Source organism: Alkalibacterium sp. m-11 (genome assembly GCF_054658155.1).
In genome coordinates this window covers 1-290 of sequence record NZ_BAAGIR010000452.1, presented here as the reverse complement: position 1 = coordinate 290, position 290 = coordinate 1, and the positions used below count along the sequence as shown (strand labels likewise).

General features: G+C 46.9%; 1 rRNA gene. It reads left to right on the top strand.

Going from position 1 to position 290, the window contains the following annotated elements:
• A 23S ribosomal RNA gene (locus ACYQ2O_RS13155) occupies positions 1 to 110 on the top strand; the annotation flags it as partial.
• Positions 111 to 290 lie beyond the last annotated feature (180 nt).

Genomic DNA, 290 nt, shown 5'->3' with positions numbered 1-290 from the left:
TTCCTTTAAGGAAGTAAGACCCCTGAAAGATGATCAGGTGGATAGGCTGGAAGTGGAAGCATAGTGATATGTGGAGCGGACCAGTACTAATCGGTCGAGGACTTAACCACAAGAAAGAAAGTATAGCAAGGCGGAATCATCTGCCGAGCGAAACTGGACTGATGTGTGTTAAGGGTAAGTGGTGTTGTTTCGTGTTGATCAGCTGTCTAGTTTTGAGAGAACAACGTTCTCCAGTTTAATAGAAGAGTCACTGTGCGGTGACGATGGCGGGAAGGATCCACCTGTTCCCA